Source organism: Amycolatopsis thailandensis, assembly GCF_002234405.1.
GTDB classification, from domain to species: Bacteria; Actinomycetota; Actinomycetes; order Mycobacteriales; family Pseudonocardiaceae; genus Amycolatopsis; species Amycolatopsis thailandensis.
On sequence record NZ_NMQT01000067.1, the window covers coordinates 46,750 to 68,330 of the forward strand.

The 21,581-nt window shown below is 68.6% G+C and carries 27 protein-coding genes; 2 read left to right on the forward strand and 25 right to left on the reverse strand.

The annotated features are described in order from the left end of the window. Positions 1 to 26: 26 nt before the first annotated feature. The 8 genes from CFP71_RS19390 to CFP71_RS19425 all read right to left on the reverse strand — a co-directional run bounded on the left by CFP71_RS19390 (position 27) and on the right by CFP71_RS19425 (position 7,616). Positions 27 to 632: a response regulator transcription factor gene (locus CFP71_RS19390; RefSeq protein ID WP_093935280.1), complete on the reverse strand. Its 606-nt coding sequence runs from the start codon at positions 630 to 632 to the stop codon at positions 27 to 29. Continuing rightward, complete coding sequence (locus tag CFP71_RS19395) at positions 629 to 1,825, reverse strand: sensor histidine kinase (RefSeq protein ID WP_093935281.1); 1,197 nt, start codon at positions 1,823 to 1,825, stop codon at positions 629 to 631. Before CFP71_RS19395 ends, CFP71_RS19390 begins: the two co-directional genes overlap by 4 nt. A gap of 15 nt (positions 1,826 to 1,840) precedes the next feature. Further along, entirely contained in the window at positions 1,841 to 2,569 is a 729-nt protein-coding gene (locus CFP71_RS19400; RefSeq protein ID WP_093935282.1) for an ABC transporter permease, read from the reverse strand. Then, positions 2,566 to 3,495 carry an ABC transporter ATP-binding protein gene (locus CFP71_RS19405; protein ID WP_167406188.1) on the reverse strand — a complete coding sequence of 310 codons (930 nt, stop codon included), beginning with the start codon at positions 3,493 to 3,495 and terminating at the stop codon, positions 2,566 to 2,568. The genes CFP71_RS19400 and CFP71_RS19405 overlap by 4 nt, the downstream gene beginning before the upstream one ends. Before the next feature lie 177 nt (positions 3,496 to 3,672). After that, positions 3,673 to 5,061, reverse strand: a complete 1,389-nt coding sequence (locus tag CFP71_RS19410; RefSeq protein WP_093935283.1) for a glycine--tRNA ligase — start codon at positions 5,059 to 5,061, stop codon at positions 3,673 to 3,675. Positions 5,062 to 5,152: 91 nt separating this feature from the next. Then, complete coding sequence (locus CFP71_RS19415) at positions 5,153 to 5,818, reverse strand: class F sortase (protein WP_093935284.1); 666 nt, start codon at positions 5,816 to 5,818, stop codon at positions 5,153 to 5,155. A gap of 87 nt (positions 5,819 to 5,905) precedes the next feature. Beyond that, positions 5,906 to 6,535, reverse strand: a complete 630-nt coding sequence (locus tag CFP71_RS19420) for a class F sortase (RefSeq protein ID WP_093935285.1) — start codon at positions 6,533 to 6,535, stop codon at positions 5,906 to 5,908. Positions 6,536 to 6,542: 7 nt separating this feature from the next. After that, complete coding sequence (locus CFP71_RS19425; protein ID WP_093935286.1) at positions 6,543 to 7,616, reverse strand: hypothetical protein; 1,074 nt, start codon at positions 7,614 to 7,616, stop codon at positions 6,543 to 6,545. A gap of 224 nt (positions 7,617 to 7,840) precedes the next feature. Here CFP71_RS19425 and CFP71_RS19430 point away from each other — a divergent pair, with 224 nt between their 5' ends. Together CFP71_RS19430 and CFP71_RS19435 are read left to right on the forward strand one after the other, a co-directional pair. Next, the gene (locus CFP71_RS19430; RefSeq protein ID WP_093935309.1) at positions 7,841 to 8,224 is read left to right on the forward strand and encodes an ArsR/SmtB family transcription factor; all 384 of its coding nucleotides are present in this window, start codon (positions 7,841 to 7,843) and stop codon (positions 8,222 to 8,224) included. Between the two features lie 2 nt (positions 8,225 to 8,226). After that, on the forward strand, positions 8,227 to 8,640 hold the full coding sequence (locus CFP71_RS19435) for a Fur family transcriptional regulator (protein WP_093935287.1): 414 nt from the start codon (positions 8,227 to 8,229) through the stop codon (positions 8,638 to 8,640). 95 nt (positions 8,641 to 8,735) lie between these two features. Here the strand turns inward: CFP71_RS19435 and CFP71_RS19440 are convergent, their stop codons facing one another. The 17 genes from CFP71_RS19440 to CFP71_RS19520 form a co-directional block, all read right to left on the reverse strand. After that, a complete protein-coding gene (locus tag CFP71_RS19440; RefSeq protein ID WP_093935288.1) occupies positions 8,736 to 9,461 on the reverse strand; it encodes a TIGR03943 family putative permease subunit in 726 nt (241 codons plus the stop codon). Further along, positions 9,458 to 10,471 (reverse strand): permease, encoded by a 1,014-nt coding sequence (locus CFP71_RS19445; RefSeq protein ID WP_093935289.1) that lies wholly within the window; start codon positions 10,469 to 10,471, stop codon positions 9,458 to 9,460. The genes CFP71_RS19440 and CFP71_RS19445 overlap by 4 nt, the downstream gene beginning before the upstream one ends. 37 nt (positions 10,472 to 10,508) lie before the next feature. Further along, positions 10,509 to 10,931, reverse strand: coding sequence for a hypothetical protein (locus CFP71_RS19450; RefSeq protein ID WP_093935290.1), 423 nt, complete (start codon positions 10,929 to 10,931; stop codon positions 10,509 to 10,511). After that, positions 10,928 to 11,749 carry an isoprenyl transferase gene (locus CFP71_RS19455; protein WP_093935291.1) on the reverse strand — a complete coding sequence of 274 codons (822 nt, stop codon included), beginning with the start codon at positions 11,747 to 11,749 and terminating at the stop codon, positions 10,928 to 10,930. The genes CFP71_RS19450 and CFP71_RS19455 overlap by 4 nt, the downstream gene beginning before the upstream one ends. 39 nt (positions 11,750 to 11,788) lie before the next feature. Further along, a complete protein-coding gene (gene recO / locus CFP71_RS19460; protein WP_093935292.1) occupies positions 11,789 to 12,550 on the reverse strand; it encodes a DNA repair protein RecO in 762 nt (253 codons plus the stop codon). Between the two features lie 49 nt (positions 12,551 to 12,599). After that, on the reverse strand, positions 12,600 to 13,034 hold the full coding sequence (locus CFP71_RS19465) for a CD225/dispanin family protein (RefSeq protein WP_093935293.1): 435 nt from the start codon (positions 13,032 to 13,034) through the stop codon (positions 12,600 to 12,602). A gap of 27 nt (positions 13,035 to 13,061) precedes the next feature. After that, entirely contained in the window at positions 13,062 to 13,535 is a 474-nt protein-coding gene (locus CFP71_RS19470; protein WP_093935294.1) for a CD225/dispanin family protein, read from the reverse strand. Positions 13,536 to 13,590: 55 nt separating this feature from the next. Further along, positions 13,591 to 14,940, reverse strand: coding sequence for an RDD family protein (locus CFP71_RS19475; protein WP_093935295.1), 1,350 nt, complete (start codon positions 14,938 to 14,940; stop codon positions 13,591 to 13,593). A 146-nt stretch (positions 14,941 to 15,086) separates the two neighbouring features. Next, positions 15,087 to 15,539, reverse strand: coding sequence for a DUF2752 domain-containing protein (locus CFP71_RS19480; protein WP_093935296.1), 453 nt, complete (start codon positions 15,537 to 15,539; stop codon positions 15,087 to 15,089). Beyond that, complete coding sequence (locus CFP71_RS19485; protein ID WP_093935297.1) at positions 15,536 to 15,886, reverse strand: CD225/dispanin family protein; 351 nt, start codon at positions 15,884 to 15,886, stop codon at positions 15,536 to 15,538. The genes CFP71_RS19480 and CFP71_RS19485 overlap by 4 nt, the downstream gene beginning before the upstream one ends. A gap of 25 nt (positions 15,887 to 15,911) precedes the next feature. Continuing rightward, a complete protein-coding gene (locus CFP71_RS19490; RefSeq protein ID WP_093935298.1) occupies positions 15,912 to 16,253 on the reverse strand; it encodes a CD225/dispanin family protein in 342 nt (113 codons plus the stop codon). 156 nt (positions 16,254 to 16,409) lie between these two features. Continuing rightward, on the reverse strand, positions 16,410 to 17,309 hold the full coding sequence (gene era, locus CFP71_RS19495) for a GTPase Era (RefSeq protein WP_005158763.1): 900 nt from the start codon (positions 17,307 to 17,309) through the stop codon (positions 16,410 to 16,412). Then, on the reverse strand, positions 17,309 to 17,635 hold the full coding sequence (locus CFP71_RS19500; RefSeq protein ID WP_093935299.1) for a cytidine deaminase: 327 nt from the start codon (positions 17,633 to 17,635) through the stop codon (positions 17,309 to 17,311). The genes era and CFP71_RS19500 overlap by 1 nt, the downstream gene beginning before the upstream one ends. Then, entirely contained in the window at positions 17,628 to 18,980 is a 1,353-nt protein-coding gene (locus CFP71_RS19505) for a hemolysin family protein (protein ID WP_093935300.1), read from the reverse strand. Before CFP71_RS19505 ends, CFP71_RS19500 begins: the two co-directional genes overlap by 8 nt. A 10-nt stretch (positions 18,981 to 18,990) precedes the next feature. Beyond that, complete coding sequence (gene ybeY, locus CFP71_RS19510) at positions 18,991 to 19,545, reverse strand: rRNA maturation RNase YbeY (protein ID WP_093935301.1); 555 nt, start codon at positions 19,543 to 19,545, stop codon at positions 18,991 to 18,993. After that, complete coding sequence (locus CFP71_RS19515; RefSeq protein ID WP_093935302.1) at positions 19,542 to 20,627, reverse strand: PhoH family protein; 1,086 nt, start codon at positions 20,625 to 20,627, stop codon at positions 19,542 to 19,544. Before CFP71_RS19515 ends, ybeY begins: the two co-directional genes overlap by 4 nt. Positions 20,628 to 20,741: 114 nt before the next feature. Next, positions 20,742 to 21,092: a histidine triad nucleotide-binding protein gene (locus CFP71_RS19520; protein ID WP_093935303.1), complete on the reverse strand. Its 351-nt coding sequence runs from the start codon at positions 21,090 to 21,092 to the stop codon at positions 20,742 to 20,744. Positions 21,093 to 21,581: the final 489 nt, after the last annotated feature.

Consider the following 21,581-nt stretch of genomic DNA (forward strand, 5'->3'; position numbering starts at 1 on the left):
GATTCTCGCAGAGCCGCGAGTCGATCTCAGAGCCAGCCGTGCTCTTCCGCGAGCCGCACCGCTTCGGCCCGCGTCCTCGCCCCGGTCTTGCCGATCGCGGCCGAAAGATGGTTGCGCACGGTGCCTTCGGAAAGGTGCAGCGCACCGGCGATGTCGGCCACCGTGCTGCCGTCCTTGGCCGCTTCGAGGACGTCGTGCTCGCGTCCGGTCAGCGGGCTCGCGCCGGTGGCGAGCGATTCGGCGGCGAGCGCGGGATCGACCACCCGAAGTCCACTGTGGACTCTTCGGACGGCGTCGACGAGCTGCTCCGGCGGGGCGTCCTTGACCACGAACCCCGCCGCGCCCGCCGCCATCGCCCGCGAGAGGTAACCCGGTCTGCCGAAGGTGGTGCAGATGATGATCCGGCACGACGGCAGCGCGCCGCGCAGCTCGGCGGCGGCTTCGAGACCGTCTTTGCCCGGCATCTGGACGTCGAGCAGCGCGATGTCCGGGGCGGTTTCCTTCGCCCGCTGGAGCACCTCGTCGCCCGAGCCGACCTGGGCGACCACCTCGATGTCGGTTTCGAGGCCGAGCACGGTGGCCAACGCACCACGCACCATGGCCTGGTCGTCGGCGAGCAGGACCCGGATCACGCGCAGCCTCCAGCCGGTTCGGTGAGCGGCGTCCGCGCGCCGCTCCGCACGGCCGATTCCGGTACCTCCGCGCGGACGAGCCATCCTCCCGCAGAAGGCGCGGTGGCCGTCAAGGTTCCGCCGACCGCGGCCAGCCGTTCGGTGAGCCCCCGCAGCCCGTTCCCCTCCTCGACCTCGCCGCCGTCACCGTCGTCCTCGATCTCCAGCCAGGTCTTGCCGAAGCGGACCTTGACCCGCTTCGCCCCGGAGTGCCGGAGGACGTTGGTCACCGCTTCCCGCAGCACGTAACCGAAAGTCCGCTGCAACGACGGGTCGACGTTGTCCACCGCGTGCGGCAGGTCCGCGTCGATCTCGGCCGCCCGCAGCGCCGCCCGTGCCCCGGCGACCTCGGCCGAAAGCGACACCTCGCGATACTCGGAGACCGTGGCGCGGATGTCCGAGAGCGCGCTGCGGGTCAGGTTCTCGACGTCGCTGATCTCCTGCAGCGCGCGGGGATCGTCCTTGCCGCTCTCCAGGATCCGCCGGGCGAGCCCGGCCTTGACCGTGATGGTGGTGAGGCTGTGGCCGAGGATGTCGTGCAGATCCCGCGCCAGGCGCTCGCGTTCCCCCGCGACCGCGAGTGTCGCGATCTCCCGGTTCGCCGCCTCCAGTTTCCGCACCGCGCGGACCAGGTTCGCCATGAAGAACATCGCCGCCGTGATCGAGGTGACCGCGATGAGATCCCCGAAGTCGTCCCTCCCGAGGGCCAGGTGGACGCCCAGCACCAGCAGGAGGGCCCCGCCGTCCAAGATCACCGCCCACGCCGGTGGCAGCGTGAAAGCGAGTACCGCTGTCGCGTAGATCAGCACGTACGGGTTGGTGTCGTGCAGGAAGACCAGGGCGAGGCCGATCAGCAGCATCACCACCGAGGCGACATAGGTCGTCTTCCGGTGGGTGGGCCGCAGGCTGAGCGGGAACAGCACGTAGCAGGAGCCGTAGACGACCAGGAGAGCGGCGATCACCAGCTCCTTGGCTGTCGCCCCGTCGGTGAACAGGTCCACCGCGGCGGGGACCATGCTGGGCAGGATGAAGGCGATGCCGAGGATCGCCCACCGCCCCGGCCGGGGTCCCCGGCCGGTCCGCGGCGGCATGTCCGACCACCAGTTCTCACGGCTGTTCAAGCCCGTTTTCACCCTGCCCGGGTAGTCGTTCACCAGTTCACCCTTTTCTCAGACCCGCGCACTGTCTTTACGGTAACGCCTGACCACCAGCGCCCCGAGGACCACGGTCCACGCCGCCAGCACGCCGAGCGCGGCCGGGAGGCTCACCGTCAGATGGTCGGTGACGACCGGGCGGACCAGCTGGATCAGCCAGTACGTCGGCGTGACCTGGGCGAGGTCGGCCATCCACGACGGCATCCCGTCGATGGGGATCCACAGGCCGCCCAGGAAGCCCATGCCCATCATGACGATCATGTTCATCGGCTGCATCGACTCCGGGGTGCCGAACTGGCCCAATAGCAGGCCCAGCAGCACCAGCGGGATCGCGCCGAGCCAGACACCGAGCACCAGCCGCAGCCAGCCCGCGGCGTCGAGGTGGACACCCTGGAAGAGGACGCCGATCAGCGGAACGATGAGCAGCGACGGAAGCGCGACGAGCATCGCCGACAGGGCCTTGCCGCCGAGGTAACCGGCGCCGGTCAGCGGGGTCAGCCGCAGCTGGCGCTGCCAGCCCGTGGACCTTTCGATCGCCAGTTTCGCGCCGCTCGTCATCGCGGCGGAGAAGGTGCCGAAAGCCATCATGTTGACCATGATCACCCCGGCGATGTTCATCTCGGCGGAGCCGAAAACGTTGGCCTGCAACAGGAACATCAGCACCGGGAAGGCGACGGCGAAGAGCACGAACCGCGTCGAACGGAAGGTGCGGACGATCTCGGTCTTGAGATAGGTCGGGTTCATCGGACGGCTTCCTCGGTGTTTTCCGTGTCGGTGGTCAGGGAAAGGAACGCGCCTTCGAGGCCGACGGCGCTGATCTCGATGTCACGCGCTTCGGGGACTTCGGTCATCAGCGCGCGCAGCGTGGCGTCGGAATCGGAGCTGGAGATCGCGACGCGGCCGCCCCGGAGTTCGAACCCGGTGACCGCGGGCAGCCCCGCGATCACCGGCTCCGCCGCCGCGGGCACCGCCGCGCGGATCGTGCGTCCCCCTGCGAGCGCACGCACCTGCGCGACCGAACCGTCCGCGACGATCCGTCCCGACCGCATCAGCACGACACGGTCGGCGAACTCTTCGGCCTCTTCGAGGTAGTGGGTCGCGAACAGGACCGTGCGACCGGAGTCCGTGTACTCGTACATGGACTTCCAGAACTCGCGGCGCGTGCCGACGTCCATCGCGGCGGTGGGCTCGTCGAGGATCAGCAGATCCGGGTCGCTCACCAGCGCGACCGCGAACCGCACGCGCTGCTTCTGCCCGCCGGAAAGCTTGGTGGAGCGCCGGTTCGCGATGTCCTCGATCCCGGCGCGGCGCAGCGCCTCGCGTACCGGCATCGGCTTGCGGTGCAGCGCGGCGACCATGCCGACGGTCTCGGCGACCGTGAGATCCTCGACGAGCGCGCCGCCCTGCAGCATCGCGCCGATCATCCCGTCGCCGACCGCGTCGCCCGGCTTCCGCCCGAAGACGGTCACGGTGCCGCTGTCGGGCACGGACAGGCCCAGAATCATGTCGACCGTGGTGGATTTGCCCGCGCCGTTGGGGCCGAGGAGGGCGACCACCTCGCCCGGCGCGATCGTCAGGTCCAGGCCGTCGACGGCCTGGACGTCGCCATAGTGCTTGCGCAGGCCGGAAAGTCGTACCGCCGCCCCCGCGGTGATGTCTTGTTCTCGCATGCCTAGAGCTTGTCGCGCTCAGGCGGTCCGGCCATGGGCCGCGCGTCACGACGTGGGCGTGACAGTTGTCAGGGGTGGGGCTGCCACTAACGCTTCCCCTGTGCAATGAAAGGCCCCTTCATTGCAAAATTTGCAATGAAGGGGCCTTTCATGTCATGTCCTGGGCCCAAGTGCGTATCAGGCGCCGATCAGACGACCCGCCAGGTAAGACTCCAGCTTGTCGATCGCGACCCGCTCCTGAGCCATGGTGTCGCGCTCCCGCACGGTCACCGCGTGGTCGTTGAGCGAGTCGAAGTCGACGGTGACGCAGTACGGCGTCCCGATCTCGTCCTGGCGCCGGTAGCGGCGGCCGATCGCGCCGGCGTCGTCGAAGTCGGCGTTCCAGTGCTTGCGCAGCGCCGCCGCGACGTCGCGCGCCTTCGGCGTGAGGTCGGCGTTGCGGGACAGCGGGAGGACGGCGACCTTGAACGGCGCGAGCCGGTAGTCCAGCTTGAGCACCGCGCGGGTGTCGGTGCTGCCCTTGGCGTTCGGCACCTCTTCCTCGTGGTAGGCGTCGACCAGGAACGCCATCATCGACCGGCCGACACCGGCCGCGGGCTCGATGACGAACGGGCGGAACCGCTGCTTCGTGGCCTGGTCGAAGAACGACAGGTCGACGCCGGAGTGGTTCGAGTGCGTCGTGAGGTCGAAGTCGGTGCGGTTCGCGATGCCTTCGAGCTCGCCCCACTCCTGACCCGCGTTGAACGCGAAGCGGTACTCGATGTCGACGGTGCGCTTCGAGTAGTGGGAGAGCTTTTCCTTCGGGTGCTCGTAGAGGCGGAGGTTGTCCGCCTTGATGCCGAGGTCCTTGTACCACTCGGTGCGCGCGTCGATCCAGTACTGGTGCCAGGTCTCGTCCTCGCCCGGCTCGACGAAGAACTCCATCTCCATCTGCTCGAACTCGCGCGTGCGGAAGATGAAGTTGCCCGGCGTGATCTCGTTCCGGAACGACTTGCCGATCTGGCCGATGCCGAACGGCGGCTTCTTGCGCGCCGCGGTCTGCACGTTGAGGAAGTTGATGAAGATGCCCTGCGCGGTCTCCGGGCGGAGGTAGTGCACGCCTTCCTCGGACTCGACCGGGCCGAGGTAGGTCTTCAGCATCATGTTGAAGTCACGCGGCGCGGTGTACTGCCCGCGGGTGCCGCAGTTCGGGCACGGGACCTCGGACAGGTCGTCCTCGGACACCTCCTTGCCCGAACGGGCGGAGAAGTCCTCGGCCAGCTGGTCGGCGCGGAAACGCTTGTGGCAGGACAGACATTCGATCAGCGGGTCGGTGAAGACGTCGAGGTGACCCGACGCGCTCCAGACCTGGCGCGGCAGGATGACCGAGGAGTCGAGGCCGACGACGTCGTCCCGGCTCTGCACGACGGTCTTCCACCACTGGCGCTTGATGTTGTCCTTGAGTTCGACACCGAGGGGCCCGTAGTCCCACGCCGACTTGGTACCGCCGTAGATCTCTCCACACGGGAAAACGAAGCCTCGACGCTTGCACAGGCTGACGACGGTCTCAATGGTGTTGGCGGGCACTCCACGCTCCGAAGCATGCGGGGACGGGTATGGGTTAGAAGGACAAGCCTAACTGCCCGTCCCCGCGCGGCCTCCGGCGAGGTCGGACGGCTCAGGGGCGGGTGACCAACGACGCGGTGACGATGCGGTTGTCCTCGTAACCGTCGGTCCCGCCGACATACTCGCCACCGCAGGTGACCAGGACGAGCCGGTGCGGACCGTCCGGTCCGAACAGCTTTTCCGACTGCTCGGCCAGCTTCGTCTTGTGCACGGTGACGATCTCGCTGATCTTGTAGACCCACTTGCCGCCGTCGGTGTCGACGAGATCGACCTCCTGGCCGGTCTTGAGCCGCCACAGTTCGTCGAACGGGCCCTTCTTGCCCTTCCAGTTCACATGCCCGGAAAGCAGCGAAGCTCCCTGCTCAGCGCCCAGTTTCGCGCCCCACCAGGTGGCTTCGTCGAGGCCCTCGGGGATGGGGAGGGTCCCGTCGGCGGTCAGTTCCTTGCGGATCAGTTTCGCCGTGCCGCCACCGGGGAGTTTGACCGTGCCGGGCGCCTGTCCCGTCTCGACCGGGGCTTCTCCGGACGTCTGCCCCGCGGACGTGTTCACCTGATCCTGCGCGGCCGCGACGACAGAATCATTCTTTCCGGTGAATACCAGGACGGCGACCACGGCCGCCACCACGAAGATCGCGGCGGAGGCGAGGATCCACCCCAGATTGGAGCGCTTCTTCGGCTGCTCCTCGCTCGGCTCGCCGTCGTCGAACTGTCCCACCATCGGGTATTACTCCTTGCTCGCGTCAAGCCGCCGGAGCGGCCGGTGTCGCTAGACACGCGACGCGAGCCGAGAGGGGTTGCATCGACTTCAGGCGGGCGGCCCGGAGACGGGAGTCGCGACTACGACCCGGTTATCGCGGTAGCCGTCCGTCCCGCCGAGGTAATCGCCGCCGCAGGTGACCAGCACCAGCCGGTGCGGACCGCTCTGCGCGAACAGCTTCGCCGCCTGCGCGGGCAGGTCGTTCTTGTGCACGGTGACGACCTCGCGCACGCGGTAGACCCAGATCCCGCCCGCCGCGTCGCTGACGGCGACCTCCTGGCCCTCCCGCATCCGCCACAGCTCGTCGAACGGTCCTTTGACGCCGCCCCAGTTGACGTGCCCGGAGATCAGCGCCGTACCCGCTTCGGCGCCGAGCCGCGCACCCCACCAGGCCGCGTCTCCGAGCCCGCGCGGGATCGGGAGGGTGCCGTCGGAGTTGACCTCGGCGCGGACGAGCTTCGCCGATCCGCCTTCGGGAAGACGGATCGTGCCGGGTCGCTGACCGCGCTTCGCGGCGTCGGCGGGCAGCACCAGGGGTGCGCCGTCCTCCCCCGGCATGATCGCGGGCTCGGCCGTCGGGGCGGACGGTTCCGGCGGGATCCAGGTCAGCACGATCACGCCCGCGGAGATGGCGAGCGCGGAGACGACGGCGGAAAGCCCCGCCAGCCAGGTCCGCACGGGGCCGCTACTTCTCCCGCACCGGGACGGGCTTGCGACGACGGAGGAGCAGCATGGTCGCGGCGCCGATCACGATGCCGCCGCCCAGCAGCCCGAGCCCGACCACGGTCCTCGTCGAGTCGCCTGCCTGCGGCGGGATACCGCCCGCGGGGACCGTTCCCGGCACCGCGGGCTGCTCGGGTGCCGCGCCCGGTCCGGTGCCACCGGCGGGCTTCGCCACGAAGTTCTTCGGGATCGCGCAGCTCACGCCGCCGAGCACGATCGTCGTGCGGGCCTCGCGCAGGTCCTTGCCCGCCTCGTCGCGCACGTGCGTGACGATGTCCAGTTTCCAGCCCGCCACCGCGGTCACGTCGCCGCTGCGCCAGCCGTCCTGGCGGATCAGCTGGTCGAAGGCGGTCACCCGGGAGACGGTCAGGTCGGAGGTGGTCTTGTCCTTGCTGGCCGTTTTGTCGATCTCACCGGTCGACGGCGGGCCCAGTTTGAGCCCCTTGACGTCGATTCCCGAGGCGCCGGACGGCTTCAGCGCGCCCTTCTCGTCCCGCACCCAGACCTTCTCCACGCTCGTCGACGACGTCGCCTTACCGGGCGCACTACAGTCGACAGCGCTCTTCGCGCCTTCGAGCACCAGCACGGTGTTGTCGGCGGGCTTCGCGCCGCCGCGTCCGTTGTCGATCAGGGCGTAGTTGCTCTCCGCGACCGCTGTCGGGACGGTGGTCTGCTGCAACGCCGCGATCACGTTGTGGTCGCGGCTGGCGATACCGGGCGGGTACGGGCTCTGGCCGCCGTAGCGGCCCAGGTTGATGTCCCATTTCTTGCCGAAGGTGTTCCGTTCGCCGTCGTCACGGGGGACGACGGTGCGGTCCGGGGAGAGTTTGGACTGGCCGGGCGTCAGCGGCGAGCGCTGGGTCTCGGTGATCAGCGATCCCGGGTTCCCGATGCGTACCGAGGCCACGTTCGCGAACGACACGGGACCGGTCTTCTCATCGACGGCCTGCGTCGTCTGCGCCGAGGCGAGCCCCGGGATCGACGCCAAAGCGACGGCCGCCGTGGCGGCGGCCAGCTTCGTCACGAAACGAGTCATTTCTCCCCACTGCCTCCCTCGACCCTCGCGACAACCTTGCACCGTTGGCGACAACATGCGAAGTGGAATGGTCATTTATTCGCTAAGTCACCCGAATGGAGCAGTAACGTGGCCGCCAAGTGGTCGCCCGGTCGGCGAACAGACCACGTCGGGCGGGAACACTAAGATGGGCTGGACTGTTACTGGCAATGACTTCGGAAATCATGATGGACTTGGAGGCGGCGATGGCTACGGTGACCCCGGACTCTGCCGCCCCGGGCTTCACGGAAGACCCCGGCCCGCATTCGGCGGCCCGTCCCCCGGCCGAACCCGCCGCGTCGGCCTCGGCCGCCGCTCTCGCGGACGCCGGCGACCTGCTCAGAGCCCTCGCCGCACCCGTGCGCATCGCCATCGTCCTGCAGCTGCGTAACGCGGACAGGTGCGTACACGAATTGGTGGACACACTCGATGTCGCGCAGCCGCTGATCAGCCAGCACCTGCGGGTGCTCAAGACGGCGGGTGTCGTACAGGGTGAGCGACGCGGCCGCGAGGTGGTGTACCGGCTGGTCGACGATCACCTTGCGCATATCGTGGTGGACGCCGTAGCCCACGTTCAGGAGGGGAAGTGAGCATGAGTCCGACGACGGTCAACAGTTCCGCGCCAGTGCCGGGACGCCGGTCGACGAAACAGCGGGCCGCCGTGGTCGAGCTGCTCAAGGAGATCGACGACTTCCGTTCCGCCCAGGAATTGCACGACGAGCTGCGCAAACGCGGCGACGGCATCGGGCTCACCACGGTGTACCGGACGCTGCAATCGCTCTCGGAGGCCGGCGAGATCGACGTCCTGCGCACCGACACCGGCGAGGCCATCTACCGGCGCTGCTCGTCGCACCACCACCATCACCTGGTGTGCCGCCTCTGCGGGAGCACCGTCGAGGTGGAGGGGCCCGCCGTCGAGCGCTGGGCCGAGAAGATCGCTTCCGAGCACGGGTTTTCGGACATCAGCCACACCGTGGAGATCGTCGGGACCTGCTCGAACCACTGACGAGTGTCATGGCCAGCACCCCCATGCAATGAAGGGGCCTTTCATAGCAAATTTTGCTATGAAAGGCCCCTTCATTGCACGCCGGACCCCGCGCCTCAGTACTCGTAGGGGTCCTTCGGCGCCGGCACCTGCCGCACCGAAGTGAGCGTCAAGTCCGGCATGTAGCTGTTCTCCCGCACCGCGGTCCCCGGCACGACGGTCCCGGTCACCTCCAGCCAGGTGTCGTTCCCGAAGCCCGACACGCCGTCGCCCACCATCCGCACGGTGATCGGGAAGGCGTCGGCCGCGCAGCAGCCGATGACCATCCTGGCCAGCATCGTGTTGCCCTCGTTGTGCACGACGAACCCGGACAGCCGCACCGTGCGCCCGTTCAGGGTCCCGCTCTTGTCCCAGCCCGCCCGGCTGACGAAGTCGTTGACCTCCAGCGGCACCACGTCACCCGCGGGCAGGGGCGGGAACGCGGCCGCGTTGCCCGCCGAAGCGCTCTGTGGCGCCCTGGCCTCGGTCCGGGTCACCGAGTCCGCGCCCAGCGCGGGCGGTGCGACCAGGAAGACGGCCAGCACCGGCACCATCAGCAGCCAGGCCGAACGGGTGTTGTGCTCGTGCGCGTGGACGTCGCCGGAGACGACGGCGGCGGCCCGCGCGGCCAGCAGGTCGCGGACGATCGCGATCGCGCCCAGCGCGACCATGATCGCGCCACCGGCGATGATCCACGGCTGCTGCGCCGGTTTGACGTAGCGCAGGTAGTCGCCGTTGATCGTGATCTTGAGCAGCGCCCCGCCGAGCAGGATCAGCAGGATGTTCTGGGTCTCGCGTTTCACGCGCCACCTCCCAGGATGAGCACGCCCGACACGACGGCGCAGGACAGCGCGACGACGAACGTCACCGGCGCGAACCGCAGCGCGAACGCTTTGCCGAAGGTACCGGTCTGCAACGCGAACAGCTTCACGTCGATCGCGGGCCCGACCACCAGGAACACCAGTTTCGGCAGCAGCGGCATCGCGGTCAGCGACGCGGCGACGAAGGCGTCGGCCTCACTGCACAGGGCCAGCACGACGGCGAGCACGGCCATCACCAGCACCCCGAGCACGATCTGCTCCCCCAGCACCCCGAACCACTTCGCGGGCACCAGCACGTTCATCGCGGCCGCGATCATCGCGCCGAGCACGAGGAACCCGCCCGCCTCGACCAGATCCGCCCGCGCTGTCTCGGCGAAGGTCTTCCAGCGCGAGCCGTGCCGGACATCCGGCATGCGCCGAAGCGCGCGCTCCGCGATCCAGTCGAGCTTGCCCCACTTCGCCCACAGCCAGCCCATCACCATCGCCGTGGCGAGCGAACCGGCGAACCGGGCGAACACCATCTCCGGGTTGCCGGGGAACGCCACCGCCGTGGCGACCAGCACCACCGGGTTCACCGCGGGCGCGGCCAGCAGGAACGTCAGCGCGGCCGCGGGCGCGACACCCTGGCCGATCAACCGCCGCGCGACAGGGACCGAAGCGCACTCACAACCCGGCAGGGCGACACCGGCCAACCCCGCGACGCCGACCGCCGCACCCGCCCGGCGGGGAAGCACCTTCTCCAGCACCCGCGCGGGCACGAACGCCGCGATCGCGCCGCTGATCAGCACCCCGAGCACCAGGAACGGCAGCGCCTGGACGCAGACGGCGACGAACACCGTCGAGCCGGTCCGCAGCGCGGGCACGTCGAACACCTGCTGGAGCCAGCTCTGCCCGAGGATCGCGATCAGCAGGATCGCGCAGAGCACCTCGATCGAGGTGATCTTGAACCGCCGGACCGGCTTCTCCGGCGCGCTCTTGGAAATGGTTTCCATGCGCGAGATGATGCCAGGTGACCCTGTGTCCCGGCGGTCAGTCCCCGGGGGCGGTGCCCAGCAGATCGGAGCGCAGCTGCGAAGCGGTCGACACGACCAGCATGAGCAGCGTTCCGAGCGGCGAGGGGTCCATGCCCTCGGCCGGGAACGCGTACCTCAGCGTGATGTCGATCCCCTTCTCCGAACGCACGACACCGAGCGTCCCGAACAGGCCCTGCCCGGCGCGTTCCGCCGCCGAGGCCGCGATCGCCGGGTCGTCCGGCAGATCCCAGGCGACGACGCAGGTCAGGCTCAGCACGGTCAGCCCTTCGGCCAGCCGGGTCGCCTGGATGACGCACGGGACGTCCGCGTGCGAGAAGGTCAGCGCGCCGTCGTCGTCGACGTGGACTTCGAGATAGCGCTCAAGGGCTTCTCGCGCCGCGGTGAGCAAAGCCGCCGTGTCCGCCGCTTCGGTCGTCATGAGGTTCCTTCCGAAGCCTTGTCGATGGCCCCGCCGAAGCGGCGGTCCCGTTTCGCGAACTCGAGGCAGGCCCGCCACAGGTGGGTGCGGTCGAAGTCCGGGAAGAGCGTGTCCTGGTAGACCATCTCGGCGTAGGCCGACTGCCAGAGCAGGAAGTTCGACGTCCGCTGCTCCCCCGACGGCCGCAGGAACAGGTCCACGTCCGGCATGTCGGGCTGGTACAGGTACTTCCCGATGGTCTTCTCGGTGACCTTGTCGGGGTTCAGTTTCCCGTCGGCGACGTCCTGGGCGATCCGGCGCATGGCGTCACCCAGCTCGGCGCGGCCGCCGTAGTTGACGCACATGGTCATGTTCAGCGCCGTGTTGTCCTTGGTCTTTTCCTCGGCGACCTGAAGTTCCTTGATGACGCTCGCCCACAGCTTGGGACGACGGCCCGCCCAGCGGATGCGCACGCCGATCGAGCCGAGGTAGTCGACCTGGCGGCGGATGGTGTCGCGGTTGAAGCCCATCAGGAAACGGACCTCTTCCGGGCTCCGCTTCCAGTTCTCGGTGGAGAACGCGTACACCGACAGCCATTTGACGCCGAGTTCCACGGCACCGCTGGCGACGTCGATCATCACCGCTTCACCGCGTTTGTGGCCCTCGATCCGCGGCAGCCCGCGCTGGTTGGCCCAGCGGCCGTTGCCGTCCATCACCAGCGCCACGTGCTTCGGGAGGAGTTCCTTGGGGATCTCCGGCGGGCGGGCACCGGACTCATGCGGCTCCGGCGCGCGAAGTTCGAATTGTGACGCCTTGTTCTCGCGTCCCCTGCGCAGCACCTTCGAGCCTCCTGAACGAGTGAACCTGTGCCTGCGACCCTACTGCGCTCCAGTCGCGGTCTCCCGCGCGCGCCTCTCCACCAGCGGCAGCGAGCGCAGCTGACGCTCCAGATGCCACTGCAGATGCGCCGCGACCAGGCCGGACGCGTCCCGCCGCGGCACCGGCAGCGACGCTTCGGCCACCGGCCACTCGCCGTGCAGCAGCGCCGCGAGCAGGGTCAGGACCTCTTGGGACGGGTGGACACAGCCGGGAACCCGGCAATCCGGGCACATCGAGCCGCCGGCCGACACGCTGAACGCCTTGTGCGGGCCGGGCAAACCGCAGCGGGCGCACTCGGTGATCGCGGGCGCCCACCCCGCGTAGGCCATGGCCCGCAGGAAGAAGGCGTCGAGGACGAGGGAGCTGTCCCGCTCGCCGCCCGCGAGCGCTCGAAGGGCTCCGACGACGAGCATGTAGAGCTTGAGCACCGGCTCGCCCTCTTCGGCGGACAACCGGTCCGCCGTTTCGGCGATGGCGCTCGCGGCGGTGTAGCGCTGGTAATCGGCCACCAGCGGCAGCGCGAAGGCGTCGACCGTCTCGACCTGGGTGATCACGTCGAGGGAGCGGCCGGTGTAGAACTGGACGTCGACATGCCCGAAAGGCTCCAACCGCGCTCCGAAGCGCGATGACGTCCGACGCACACCCTTCGCGACCGCGCGGACCTTGCCGTGCCGCCGCGTGAGCAGGGTGACGATCCGATCCGCCTCACCCAGCTTGTGCGTCCGCAACACCACTCCGGTGTCGCGATAGAGGTTCACCACCCCGACATCGTCCCACCCGGGACCGACATCGGGGTGGTGCGCCCCGGAATCAGCAGTAGCGGCCGTAGCAGCTGGGCACGGAAGCGGCCGCGACGATCGAGATGATGATCATCACGATGGCGAAGAGACAGCCGAGGCCACCGATGATCGAAGCGATCATGCACATGGTCCTCGTCGACCTCGACGCGTCCGCGGCGGCGGCGTAGTTGCCCTGCATCTTGTACGTGTTGACCTCGTTGGACTTCATGATCGCGAAGATCGCGATGATCCAGCAGAGGAAGATGCAGCCGATCGCCCAGCCCTTGTAGTCCTTGATGGCGTTGATGTCGCCGCCACCACCGGGCATGCCGCCCGGCGCACCGTAGGGAGACGGCGCGCCGTACGGGGCAGGCTGGCCGTAGGGAGCGGGCATGCCACCGGAAGGCGGCCCGTAGCCAGGCTGCTGCTGTCCGTAGGGCTGCTGCTGGCCGTAGGGGTTGGTCATTTGAATGGTCCTCGTTGTTCTTTCGGTTTAGAACGCCGTCGCGGCGGCCAGGATGATCCAGAGAATGGAGAACAGGCAGCCGACACCGCCGATGATCGAGGCGATCATGCACATGGTCTTGGTCGACTTCGACGCGTCCATGGCGGCGGCGTAGTTGCCCTGCATCTTGTACGTGTTGACCTCGTTGGACTTCATGATCGCGAAGATCGCGATGATCCAGCAGAGGAAGATGCAGCCGATCGCCCAGCCCTTGTAGTCGGGGATCGAGTTGATGTCACCGCCGCCGGGCATGCCACCCGGGGCTCCGTACGGCGCGGGCTGGCCATACGGGGAAGGCTGGCCATAGGGCGCCGGCTGGCCGTACGGCATGGGAGTCGCGCCCGAAGGCTGACCGTACGGTGCGGGCGTGGCACCGGACGGAGGGCCGTATCCGGGCTGAGGCTGCTGGCCATAGGGCTGCTGCTGGCCGTAGCCGGGCTGCTGGCCGTACGGGTTCGTCATCGGGGTCCCCACTGTTGTCGTACTTCCCGGCGGGTGGATCCCGCCGGTTTTTTCCTTACTGCTGCGGCGTTCCGGGCCCGTTCGGCCCATCCGCACCACCGGGCGGCTGCTGCCTCAGCTGGTCCGGTGTGATCTTCTGCGTCGGCTCGGCTTCGTCGAACCCGGACGGCGCCTGCTGGGACTGCGGCTGGCCAGGGCGGAGCACCTGGGTCGGCTCGGGCTCGCCGAAGCCCGGTCCGGGCTGGGACTCCGGGGAAGGCGCCGCGGTTCCCTGCGCCTGCTGTCCGAAGGGCTGGGACGGCTGCTGCCCGAACGCCTGCGGCTGCTGAGGCTGCTGCGGCTGCCCGAACGGCGACTGCTGCTGCGCGCCGAACGGCTGCTGCGGCTGCTGCCCGAATGGCTGAGACTGCTGGGACGGCTGCGGGAACGCCGGCGAAGGCGGCGCCGGGAAGCCCGGGTTCTGACCGAACGGCGCCGACGCGGGCGTGGCGTCGGCTTCGCCCGGGACGACGACGGTGCTGAGGATCTTGTCGGCGAACGTCTGCTTCTTCTGGTCCCACAGTGGCCAGAGGTAGCCGAGGCCGCAGACCCAGCCGTCCAGGTTGTGGCACAGGTCCCGGACGAAGGCCATCAGCGGGCCGATCGGCTGCCCGTCGCTCTCGCGGACGAGCTTGATCTTCAGGATCTTCTTGCCGAGGGACTGGCCGGTGGTGCCCATGGTGATCCACCGGTTGTAGACGGTCCAGCCGAGTCCCGCGAGATACCCGAGACCGGCGATGAGCATGCCGACCGTGTACGAACCCGTCGCGGAGATGATGGAGCCGACGATCGGGAGCACGACGATCGGGCCGAAGTCGATGAGCGTCGCACCCGCGCGCAGGCCCCAGTGGGCGTAGTCGGTCTGCGGACCGAACTGGGTGGCGGTCTGGCCGAACGGCGACTGCTGACCCGGCTGCCCGAACGGTGACTGCTGCTGCTGGCCGAACGGTGACGACTGCTGTTGCTGCTGCCCGAACGGGGACTGCTGCTGCCCGCCGAACGGCTGCTGCGCTTGCTGCTGGCCGAAGGGCGACTGCTGCTGCGGTTGCTGACCGAACGGCGACGAGGGCTGCTCACCGGCCGCCTGCTGACCGAACGGAGAAGACTGGTCACCCTGCGGCTGCACAGGTTGCTGGCCGAACGGAGAGGACTGGTCACCTTGCGGCTGCGCGGGTTGCTGACCGAACGGCGAGGGCTGGTCACCCTGCGGAGGCTGCTGCCCGAACGGCGAGGGCTGCTCTCCCGATGGCGGCTGTCCGAACGGCTGCTGCGGCTGCGGCGACTGCTGCTGCCCGTCCCCCGGCTGGGGCCCGGATCCGGGTGGCGGCTGCTGTCCCGGCGGCTGCTGACCGTAGGGAGTGGTCATCGAAATCCCCTCGCTGGTTCCTCGCCCCTCGCGCACGGGGCCTCGTCGGCGACCCGGGCTGAATGTACGGCATGGGTACACGCCGAGCAGACCGGTGCGCGGGAGCGTACTCGGTGCCACCGACGATCCGGGGCCCGGCCCGGCACTCAGACGTGTAGCGAGGTGAATGGGGCGAAGGGCAGGTTACGGATGACGAACCAGACGACGAACACGACGCCGAAAGCGAGCGGCGTCCAGCGCCAGTGCAGCCAGCTGTCCACCGCCCGGCCGCGCAGCCTGCCGACCGCCCAGGCGACGGTGCTCCAGACGAGCAGCAGAAGGACCACAAAGGACACCGCGTTGTAGTGCAGCGCGGCGGGGATGTCCCCGTGCAAAGCGCTGTAGACCATGCGCATGCCACCGCAGCCGGGGCAGGAGATACCCAGCACGGCCTTGGTGGGACAGACCGGAAGCGGCCCGCCCGGGGTGGTGGGATCGCCGAGCCAGAGGACGACGCAGCCCGCCGCCGCACCGGCGGCGATGGCCAGGGGCGGTCCCAGCGCGCGGGCCCGTGCTTTGAACCCGCGCGCCGGGAATCCCGTGTAGACGGACGTCGTCACGGCGTGAAGCTTCCCGCCGACGCTCCGATGAGGATCATCACCACGATGAAGATGATGTACAGCAGGAAAAGACCGCCGGTGGCGATCGCTCCCCACATGGACCACTTCTTCGCGTCGTCGGCGGCCTTCTGGGCTTCGGCGTGGAAACCCTGTGCCCACAACGTCTGCACCTGGCTCGACTTCACGATCGCCACGATACCCAGCGGCAAGCAGCACAACACCGTGCAGAGAATGGCCCACACCAGGTTGTTGTCCGGCGGAGGACCGTAGCTCGGCGCGCCGCCGTAATACGGCTGCTGCGGCGGTGGCCCGCCGGGAGGCGGGTAGTTCGGGTACTGGTCGGTCATGAGGTCTCCCCCTCGGTCGCCGGGATCAGCGGTAGTTGTTCACGTCCACCGAGGCCGCGAAGAGACCGAGAGACGTCACCAAGATGATCGAGACGATGTTGACCACGATGCCGACGATCGCGGCGATGATGGCCCACTTCTTGGCCGCGTCGGCGGCTTCCTGCGCGGCGGCGGTCTGGCCCTGGGCCCAGAGCGAGTTCACCTGGGTCGACTTGACGATCGAGACGATGCCGAAGGGCAGGCAGCACAGGATCGTGGTGAGGATGGCCCACACCAGGTTGTTGCTGGGCGGCGGGCCGGGGTTGCCGGAGGCGCCACCGCCCTGAGGGTCGCCGGAGTAGTTGGGCAGGCCCTGGTTGTCGGTCATTTACCGCTTTCCCTTCACGAATGAGATGTGGAAATCGCCCCGCGCGCCGCCGCCCGATCAGCGATCACCGGAGTCGAGGAGTGAGACTCTAAGGTCACCCGTCCGGTTCCACACCGTCAATCGGTCTCCGCGACCGAATCGAGACATTCCGTTAAGTCAGAAGCCCAGCCGTCGCAACTGACGGGGGTCGCGCTGCCACTCTTTGGCTACCTTGATGTGAAGGTCGAGGTAGACCTTCGAACCGAGAAGGCCTTCGATCTGCTGCCGGGCGCGGGCGCCGACGTCCTTGAGGCGTTCACCCTTGTGCCCGAGGATGATCCCCTTCTGGCTCGGCCGTTCCACATAGAGGAACGCGTGCACGTCGATCATGTCGTCCCGGCCCTCGTGGGGCAGCATTTCCTCGACGGTGACGGCGATCGAGTGCGGGAGTTCGTCCCGGACACCCTCCAGCGCGGCCTCGCGGATCAGCTCGGCGACCAGGGTCTGCTCGGGCTCGTCGGTGAGTTCGCCGCCCGGATACAGCTGCGGGCCTTCGGGAAGGTGACGCACCAGCAGGTCCGCGAGCGCGCCGACCTGGAAACCGTCCACAGCGGACACCGGGATGAGCTCGGCGAACTCCATGACCTCCTGCAGGGCGAGCAGCTGCTCGGCGACCTGTTCGGGTTTCACGAGATCCGTCTTGGTGACGACACCGATCACCGGGGTGCGCTTGGCTATCTTCTTGAGCTCGGCGGCGATGAACCGGTCACCGGGACCGACCTTTTCGTTGGCGGGCACGCAAAGCCCGACAACGTCCACTTCGGACCATGTCGAGTGGACGATGTCGTTGAGGCGCTCGCCGAGCAGCGTCCTCGGCCGGTGCAGGCCCGGTGTGTCGATGATCACCAGCTGGGCGTCGTCGCGGTGGACGATGCCGCGGATGGCGTGCCGGGTGGTCTGCGGCTTGCTGGAGGTGATCGCCACCTTGCTGCCGACGAGCGCGTTGGTCAGCGTCGATTTGCCCGCGTTGGGCCGTCCGACGAAACAGGCGAAACCGGAACGGTGCGGCTCGGCCATCAGTTCAGCACCTTGCCACTGGGGTCGGCGAGATAAATGGGCGCCTTTTCGGCGATGTCGCGCACCGCGTGCACGGACGCCTCCTTCAGCAGGCCTTCGCCGGTGACCACCACGGCGGCTTCGATTCCCTCGGCCCCGCTCGAAACGGCGGCGGCGACGGCGGCCTGGAGCGCGGTCAGCTTGAACGACGGCTGGTCGACCGTGCTCGCCGCGTAGGTGCGGCCGTCGGTGTCGCGAAGCGCGGCACCCTCCTCAGCCTGGGTGCGGGCTCGCGCGGACCTGGCCAGGGTCACCAGCTTCTCGTCCTCGGCGTCCAGCTCAGGCATGTTCGACACTCCTGTCACTTTCATCGGGCTGCGGGACCCGGGTACGGCGCCTGCCCTGGGCTGCGTCGGTCACCGCGTCCGCGTCGGCGGGGTGGACGACCACCGTGGTGATCCGCATCCGCCCGCGCCGGTCCTTACCGCCTTCGGCGAACAGCCGAAGTCCGGCGACCTCGGCTTCGGCCCCCGGCAGCGGGACCCTACCCAGTCGCTCCGCGAGCAGCCCGCCCACGGTCTCCACGTCGTGGTCTTCGAGATCGATCCCGAACAGTTCGCCCAGGTCGTCGATCGAGAGCCGGGACGAGACCCGGACCGCGCCGTTTTCGAGTTCTTCGACCTCGGGGCGCTCGTCGGTGTCGGATTCGTCGGTGATCTCGCCGACGATCTCTTCGAGGATGTCCTCGATGGTGAGCAGGCCGGCGGTGCCGCCGTATTCGTCGACGGCGATGGCCATGTGGTTGTGCGAGACCTGCATCTCCTTGAGCAGGTCGTCGAGGCGCTTCGAGTCCGGCACGAAGCTCGCCGGGTTCATCAACTCGTCGACCTGGCGCAGTGACCCGCCCTCGGCCATGTACGCGGGCATGAGGTCCTTGATGTTGACGACGCCCACGACGTCGTCGACGGAGTCGCCGATCACCGGCAGCCGGGTGAACCCGGTGCGCAGGGCCAGCGCGAGCGCCTGGCGGACGGTCTTGTCGTGCTCGATCCAGACGATCTCCGTGCGCGGCACCATGACCTCGCGCGCGACGGTGTCGCCGAGCTCGAACACCGAGTGGATCATCTCGCGTTCGGATTCCTCGACGACGCCGCGTTCCTGGGCGAGGTCGACCAGCTCGCGCAGCTCGACTTCGGAGGTGAACGGGCCTTCGCGGAACCCCTGGCCGGGGGTGATGGCGTTACCGAGGACGATCAGCAGCCTGCTGAGCGGGCCGAGGATGGAGCCGAGGACGCGGACCGGGCCCGCGACGACGAGACCGATCCGGTACGGGTGCTGGCGGCCGAGGGTGCGCGGGCCGACCCCGATGATCACGTAGCTCACCACGACCATCACGCCCGCGGCGACGACGATGGCGAGCCACAGCGGGCGGATCCAGCCGAGAATGTCGACGGTGACCAGCACGGTGGCGGTCAGCTCGCAGGTCATCCGCAGCAGCAGGATCAGGTTGATGTGGCGGCGGCGTTCGGCGATGACCAGGGACAGCTGGCGCGCGCCGGGGCGGCCGAGCCGGACGAGACCGTCGGCGCGGGCCTTGGAGACCGTGCTGACCGCCGCGTCGGCGGCCGCGAACACCCCGGCGAGCAGGATCAGCGCGATGGCGATGAGCAGCAGGGCCGTGGGACTACCCATGTCCGCGGGCCTAGGCGGGAGGTTCTTCGGCGGGCACGGCGTCGAGGCCGGCGGTGCCGAGGAGCCTGTCGTCCGCGGAGCGCTGCGCGTCGCGCTTGTTGTGCGCGGCGACGGCCGCCTGGAACTCGCCGAGGATCCGCTTCTGCAAGCCGAACATCTCGCGTTCCTCGGCGGGTTCGGCGTGGTCGTAGCCGAGCAGGTGCAGCACCCCGTGAGTGGTGAGCAGGTGCAGCTCGTCCATCAGCGAGTGGCCGGCCGTCTTGGCCTGGTCCTTCGCGAACGCCGGGCACAGCACGATGTCGCCGAGCAGCGCGGGTGAGGCGTCGGGCGCGTCGGGGCGGCGGGACGAGTCGAGCTCGTCCATCGGGAAGGCCATCACATCGGTGGGGCCGGGCAGGTCCATCCACCGCTCGTGCAGGTCCTCCATCACTTCGAGGGTGACGAGCAGGATGGACAGCTCGGCGAGCGGGCTGACCTCCATCTTGTCGAGCGCGAACCGCGCGGCCGACACGATCGAGGTCTCGTCGACGTTCACGCCTGCTTCATTGGCGATTTCGATGCTCATGAACGGCGCTGACCCTTCCAACCGCTGCTCTGGTCCTTGCTGTCCTGCAGCGCCTGCCACTTCTCGTACGCGTCGACGATGTCGCCGACGAGCTTGTGCCGCACCACGTCCTGGCTGGTGAGCTGGGCGAAGTGCAGGTCCTCGACACCTTCGAGGATGTCCCGGACCACCCGCAGGCCGCTCTTCTGGCCGTTGGGGAGGTCGACCTGCGTGACGTCGCCGGTGACGACGATCTTGGCGCCGAATCCGAGCCGGGTGAGGAACATCTTCATCTGTTCCGGCGTCGTGTTCTGCGCTTCGTCGAGGATGATGAAGGCGTCGTTGAGGGTGCGGCCGCGCATGTACGCGAGCGGCGCGATCTCGATGGTGCCCGCCTGCATCAGCCGCGGGATCGACTCGGGCTCGACCATGTCGTGCAGCGCGTCGTAGAGCGGGCGCAGGTACGGGTCGATCTTCTCGTTGAGCGTGCCCGGCAGGTAGCCGAGGCGCTCACCGGCTTCGACCGCGGGACGGGTCAGCACGATGCGGGTGACCTGCTTGGCCTGGAGAGCCTGGACGGCCTTGGCCATGGCGAGGTACGTCTTGCCGGTACCGGCGGGGCCGATGCCGAAGACGATGGTGTGCTTGTCGATGGCGTCGACGTAACGCTTCTGGTTGAGCGTCTTGGGCCGGATGGTCTTGCCGCGCCGGGAGATGATGTTCATGCTCAGCACTTCGGCAGGCGACTCGGAGTCACCGGTGGAGAGCATGCCGACGGTGCGGCGGACGGTGGCCGGGTCGACCTGCTGGCCGCGGCCGGCGAGTGTCACGAGTTCCGCGAAGACACGTTCGGCGAAGGCGACGTCCGCGGGAGCGCCGGTCAGGGTGACCTCGTTGCCCCGGACGTGGACGTCGGCGGCGAGGAGCTCCTCGGCGACTCGGAGGTTTTCGTCCCTGGAGCCGAGCAGGCTGAGCGCGGCGGCGTCGGGGATGGGGAATCGGGACTGGGCCGCTTCGGTGACGGCGGCCTCGTCGGCCTTCGTCGGGGTGACGTCCGCGGGAACGTCGGGTCGGGCGGCTTCACCCGGTACGGTTCCGGCCACGTGGCCTCGGGCCTACTTCCTGCGCTTACGCTGCGATTTTCAACGACTCTGACAAGGTCGATGTTACTGGTTGCGGGTGTCGGCACGCAGTCCGGTTTCTCCCGGCGGCGCGCTTCAGCGTCCGAAATGCCCCAGCTGCTCGCCGCCGAGCACGTGCGCGTGCACGTGGAAGACGGTCTGCCCGGCGTCGCCGTCGGTGTTGAACACCACCCGGTAGCCCGACTCGGCGATGCCCTCGATCTCCGCGACCTTGCGCGCCGCGAGCGCGACATCCGCCAGCAACCGCGGATCCGCCGCCGCCAGCTCGCCGATGTTCCGGTACCGCTTCTTCGGCACCACGAGCACGTGCACCCGCGCCTGCGGCGCTATGTCCCGAAACGCATACGTCGTCGCATCCTCGTACACCTTGTCGGACGGGATCTCGCCCGCGATGATCCGCTCGAACAACGTCTCCGCGTCACTCATCCCCCCACCCTATCCCCCACCCGGCCCACTCTCCGCTACGCCGCGAGCTACCCGCCCAACACGCTTCCCTCTCACCAGGCGAGGGCCGCCAGGCCCTACGCCGGCCGCGAAGCTCTCCGCACGCTTCGCCTTGCTTCATGCTTCGCCTTGCTTCGCACTCACGTGCTCAAACCCGTATCTCGCGTGACTGAACCCGCAACTCACGTGATCAGACCCGTATCTCGCGTGATTGAAGCCGGAACTCACGTGCTCAGAGGCGGATCTCACGGCTCGGACACCGCACACCCGAGTTCCGGCTCCACGCACGCGAGTCACGGCTTCAATCACGCAAGTTCGGTACCCAAGCACGATGACGCAGGCGAGCCTCACACACGGCTCGCCTCTCACTCACCAGGCGAGGGCCGCCAGGCCCCATGCCGGTCACCCACACACACGACGCGCCCGGCACTCACCAGGCGAGGGCCGCCAGGCCCAATGCCGGTACCGAAG

What these genes read in the sequence shown, in the direction of transcription:
- CFP71_RS19400 (WP_093935282.1), bottom strand. Translation starts at nt 2,569, where the DNA reads ATGAACCCGACCTATCTCAAGACCGAGATCGTCCGCACCTTCCGTTCG.
- CFP71_RS19405 (WP_167406188.1), bottom strand. Translation starts at nt 3,495, where the DNA reads ATGCGAGAACAAGACATCACCGCGGGGGCGGCGGTACGACTTTCCGGC.
- CFP71_RS19415 (WP_093935284.1), bottom strand. Translation starts at nt 5,818, where the DNA reads ATGGTGGGACAGTTCGACGACGGCGAGCCGAGCGAGGAGCAGCCGAAG.
- CFP71_RS19425 (WP_093935286.1), bottom strand. Translation starts at nt 7,616, where the DNA reads ATGACTCGTTTCGTGACGAAGCTGGCCGCCGCCACGGCGGCCGTCGCT.
- CFP71_RS19430 (WP_093935309.1), top strand. Translation starts at nt 7,841, where the DNA reads ATGGCTACGGTGACCCCGGACTCTGCCGCCCCGGGCTTCACGGAAGAC.
- CFP71_RS19435 (WP_093935287.1), top strand. Translation starts at nt 8,227, where the DNA reads ATGAGTCCGACGACGGTCAACAGTTCCGCGCCAGTGCCGGGACGCCGG.
- CFP71_RS19445 (WP_093935289.1), bottom strand. Translation starts at nt 10,471, where the DNA reads ATGGAAACCATTTCCAAGAGCGCGCCGGAGAAGCCGGTCCGGCGGTTC.
- CFP71_RS19450 (WP_093935290.1), bottom strand. Translation starts at nt 10,931, where the DNA reads ATGACGACCGAAGCGGCGGACACGGCGGCTTTGCTCACCGCGGCGCGA.
- CFP71_RS19465 (WP_093935293.1), bottom strand. Translation starts at nt 13,034, where the DNA reads ATGACCAACCCCTACGGCCAGCAGCAGCCCTACGGACAGCAGCAGCCT.
- CFP71_RS19470 (WP_093935294.1), bottom strand. Translation starts at nt 13,535, where the DNA reads ATGACGAACCCGTACGGCCAGCAGCCCGGCTACGGCCAGCAGCAGCCC.
- CFP71_RS19475 (WP_093935295.1), bottom strand. Translation starts at nt 14,940, where the DNA reads ATGACCACTCCCTACGGTCAGCAGCCGCCGGGACAGCAGCCGCCACCC.
- CFP71_RS19485 (WP_093935297.1), bottom strand. Translation starts at nt 15,886, where the DNA reads ATGACCGACCAGTACCCGAACTACCCGCCTCCCGGCGGGCCACCGCCG.
- CFP71_RS19490 (WP_093935298.1), bottom strand. Translation starts at nt 16,253, where the DNA reads ATGACCGACAACCAGGGCCTGCCCAACTACTCCGGCGACCCTCAGGGC.
- era (WP_005158763.1), bottom strand. Translation starts at nt 17,309, where the DNA reads ATGGCCGAGCCGCACCGTTCCGGTTTCGCCTGTTTCGTCGGACGGCCC.
- CFP71_RS19500 (WP_093935299.1), bottom strand. Translation starts at nt 17,635, where the DNA reads ATGCCTGAGCTGGACGCCGAGGACGAGAAGCTGGTGACCCTGGCCAGG.
- CFP71_RS19505 (WP_093935300.1), bottom strand. Translation starts at nt 18,980, where the DNA reads ATGGGTAGTCCCACGGCCCTGCTGCTCATCGCCATCGCGCTGATCCTG.
- ybeY (WP_093935301.1), bottom strand. Translation starts at nt 19,545, where the DNA reads ATGAGCATCGAAATCGCCAATGAAGCAGGCGTGAACGTCGACGAGACC.
- CFP71_RS19520 (WP_093935303.1), bottom strand. Translation starts at nt 21,092, where the DNA reads ATGAGTGACGCGGAGACGTTGTTCGAGCGGATCATCGCGGGCGAGATC.